Annotated in this window: 2 protein-coding genes; one reads left to right on the top strand and one right to left on the bottom strand. The window is 44.5% G+C overall.

All coding sequences use genetic code 11. The annotated features are described in order from the left end of the window. Positions 1-101 precede the first annotated feature (101 nt). Complete coding sequence (locus tag ACESM0_RS10855) at positions 102-2357, top strand: TonB-dependent receptor (protein WP_372906233.1); 2256 nt, start codon at positions 102-104, stop codon at positions 2355-2357. A gap of 7 nt (positions 2358-2364) precedes the next feature. Here ACESM0_RS10855 and ACESM0_RS10850 read toward each other — a convergent pair. Then, positions 2365-3413 (bottom strand): M20/M25/M40 family metallo-hydrolase (locus ACESM0_RS10850; RefSeq protein ID WP_372906232.1); only part of this gene is annotated, 1049 nt, incomplete at its 5' end.

Below are 3413 nucleotides of genomic sequence, written 5' to 3'. Positions count from 1 at the left end.
GAAAAATCGAAATTTCTGAACGGAGACCGCCTTGTGAGAATTAATTCTAAGTTTTGAAAACTTAATCATGATCTGAGAAATTGCTTAAAAAAGCTGAGTGTATGACTCTAAAATATCAAATAGCATTTATTCTGATTTTACTATTCACGTCAACAAATGTTGTCTTTTCACAGAACAGCGTGATTAGAGGAGTTGTAACGGACAGACAGGCCGGGCAAACTCTCGACAGGGCAACAATTTCAGTTCAACTTCTTCCTGATGGTGAACTGAAAGGGACAACGACCGATCAAAATGGATTTTATCAAATTGGAAACCTGGAATCCGGAGAATATCTATTTCAGGTAAGATTTATAGGCTTCCAAACATTTAAAGACACAATCTCAGTATCTCGGGGTTCAAATGTTATTTCAAAAAATGTCTCTCTAAGTCAAGAAAGTGCTGAGATGGAAGAGCTGACGGTTTCAGACAGGGGATTCAGGGGAGGATCAGGCCAGGTTAATGTTCGCCCTGAGTTATTTGGCAGGGCACCGTCACCGGCCGGAAATGCTGATCTTGTAAGTTATATACAGACACAGCCGGGTGTTTTAGTTACAGGAGACCGGGGCGGGCAGCTTTTTGTTAGAGGCGGACTCCCTTCCGAGAATTTAATTCTGATGGATGGGACAATGATCTATCAGCCATTTCATATTGTTGGATTCTTTTCTGTATTTCCGGAGAATGTAGTGTCATCCGCAGATTTTTATGCGGGAGGTTTTGGACCTCGATACTCCGGCCGGGTTTCCTCAGTGATGGATGTAAGGTTGAAAAACGGTGATCTCTATGAAAGAGGATGGTCGGCGTCCGTGAGTCCATTCATCTCAGATTTTTACTTCGAAACGCCGGTTAAAGAAGGGAAAAGTTCACTATTGGTTTCGGTTCGGGGGTCACTCATTGAAGAGAGCAGTAAGTGGTACCTGCAAGAACAACAGCCGTTAAAATTTAACAGTCAGTTGGCGAAGTTCAATAGCGTAAGTAATACAGGTGTAAGTTGTTCTTTTTTGATGATGAGAACCTACGATCGCGGAAGTCTTGATTTTGAATCGGATCAATATTTTAAATGGAATAATTTTGTAACCGGGGGAAGATGTGCCGGCGCTTCGGAGAGTACGTCATTGTCATTTATGGAGTTAAATTTTGGTTTGTCATACTTCTCCAACGAAACGGATGGGGGAGGAAGTGGAAATCGGTTTTCGAACATTTTCAGATCAAACCTAGATATGAGTTTTACCCAGTATTGGTCGGATACTCGAATTGATTATGGTTTTTTTACCAATTACCGAACCGTAAAGTACGATCTGGTAAACAGGTTTAGCTCATTGGAAGCCAACGAAGCCTCATTTTTAAGTACGGGGGGATTTTTAAATTTAAATATTCCACTTTGGGAGTATTTAACCGTTGAACCGGGTTTTTCCTTCACATCATACTTGAACAGGGTTCCATCGAGCTTTGAGCCCAGATTGCGTTTTTCTCTTGATCTGCCTGGGAGATATGATTTCAAACTACACGGAGCCGCCGGTATTTATCGCCAGCCACTGATAGGTCTGTCAGATTTCAGGGATGCAGGAACGGCATTTACCGCCTGGATTATTGAACCGGATTCTGACAGATCTCTTCAAACAACTCATTTTTTGTTGGGGCTTGATTTTGCAATGAACCGGTACCTGAAGTTTTCAGTTGAGGGATATCACAAAATCATTCAGGACACACCTGTATCTGTATGGAGTTCTGTGGCTGAGTTTACAACAGATATTGCATATGCTGATGGCAATGTGAATGGAGTTGATCTGAGGTTAGACTATGATCGGAGAAATTTTTTCGCGGGTCTGGGATACGGTTATGCCATCACAGAGTACGAAACGGCTCAAGACCATTTCACGCTATGGTTTGGCGAAGAGGTACAAACCTACAATCCATCCCACGACAGACGCCATCAATTGAATGCGCAAATAGGCTTTGAATTTGGAAATTTTTCAACCAATTTGAACTGGAGCTACGGTTCGGGAATGCCATTTACAAGGCCGATTGGTTTCGACAGTTTTTTCTCATTTGAAGACGGCCCACCTGAAGTAACCGAGGGTTATGGGACCCCCAGAGTATTACTCGACAAACCCTTTCAGGGAAGGCTGCCGGAGTATCACAGACTGGATGTGTCACTGGAGCACTATTTTGATTTAGACAGTACTGACTTGACCGTCCAGCTCGGAGCCATAAATTTATATGACCAGTCGAATCTATTCTACTACGATGTATTCTTTCAAAGAGGGATTAATCAGTTACCCCTTGTTCCTTATCTTTCTTTAAAAATGAGTTCTAAATAGGGTCCGTTTACTCCTCCCATACCGTCGGGTCCCATCCCTGAATTCCACGACTATTAACGGCAACGACGGTTACCTGTTGAGTCAGGTCTGCACGATTCAATGAAGTTTCAGTTCCGCTAACAGTTTGCTCATGAGAGTTGCCCATCTGATCTGTGTATTTAACGATGTAGTAATCAATATCGCTCTCCGGTGATGCATCCCAGCTTACATCGGTTTGATTTCCACCCAGATCCAGTACGTTCAGCCCGGTCACTTTTGATGGAGCATTTGCCAGCATCATCAGCGTAGCGGTTGTGGATCGGGAGACCTCCTGCACTAGTCGGTGATTGATCGTTTCAAGCCGGTCGGTGGTTTGGTGGTAGTTTGGATTGCCCAGAATCGGATAGGAGCCAATACCTCCAAGTACATCACCAAATGCATCAAAGAATGCGTGCGCATCAGTGAAACGATAGTAGCGTGAATCGTAGGTGATCAGGTCGGTAAAAAGAATTGCACCGGAATGCTGCACATTTTTGATACCGTGATTTGAAAACCGGATGGTGTTATCGAGGCGGTGATGGCGGGTCCAACCCATCATGTCGTTGTTTACCACGCCGTGCGCCCAAAGCCCTTCCTCTTCAGCGACGCGAACAAACTCACGGGCCCCAAGCAGGCCGGATTCCTCAGCTGTTAATGAAGCAAATATAATAGTTGCAGGCTGGGGGTTATTTGCGAGAACACGGGCGGCTTCCAACAGAACAGCGGTTCCGGAAGTGTTGTCGTCTGCGCCGGGACTATGCTGAACTGAGTCGAAGTGAGAACTTAAAACGTAAACCACCTCAGGATGCTCGGTTCCCTCAAGGCGCGCCACAACATTGGCTGTTTCAATATCGCCGGACGGATTGAACCACTGCAGTTCCGGTTCGTAACCGAAAGATTCCAGTGTTTCGTAAATGTAGTCGATCGCTTTTTGATTGCCGGGCTGACTGATATGCTTTGATCCAAAATCGTAAAGATCTTTTTGGTAGTGATAGATTCGCGTCAGGTTGATCTGTTCTGTCAGATCTTTAACCGAGT

This window comes from Rhodohalobacter sp., assembly GCF_041686455.1.
Taxonomy (GTDB): Bacteria; Bacteroidota; Rhodothermia; order Balneolales; family Balneolaceae; genus Rhodohalobacter.
Note: the sequence above shows the minus strand (reverse complement) of the source record. Positions and strands in the feature narration are given on the sequence as shown.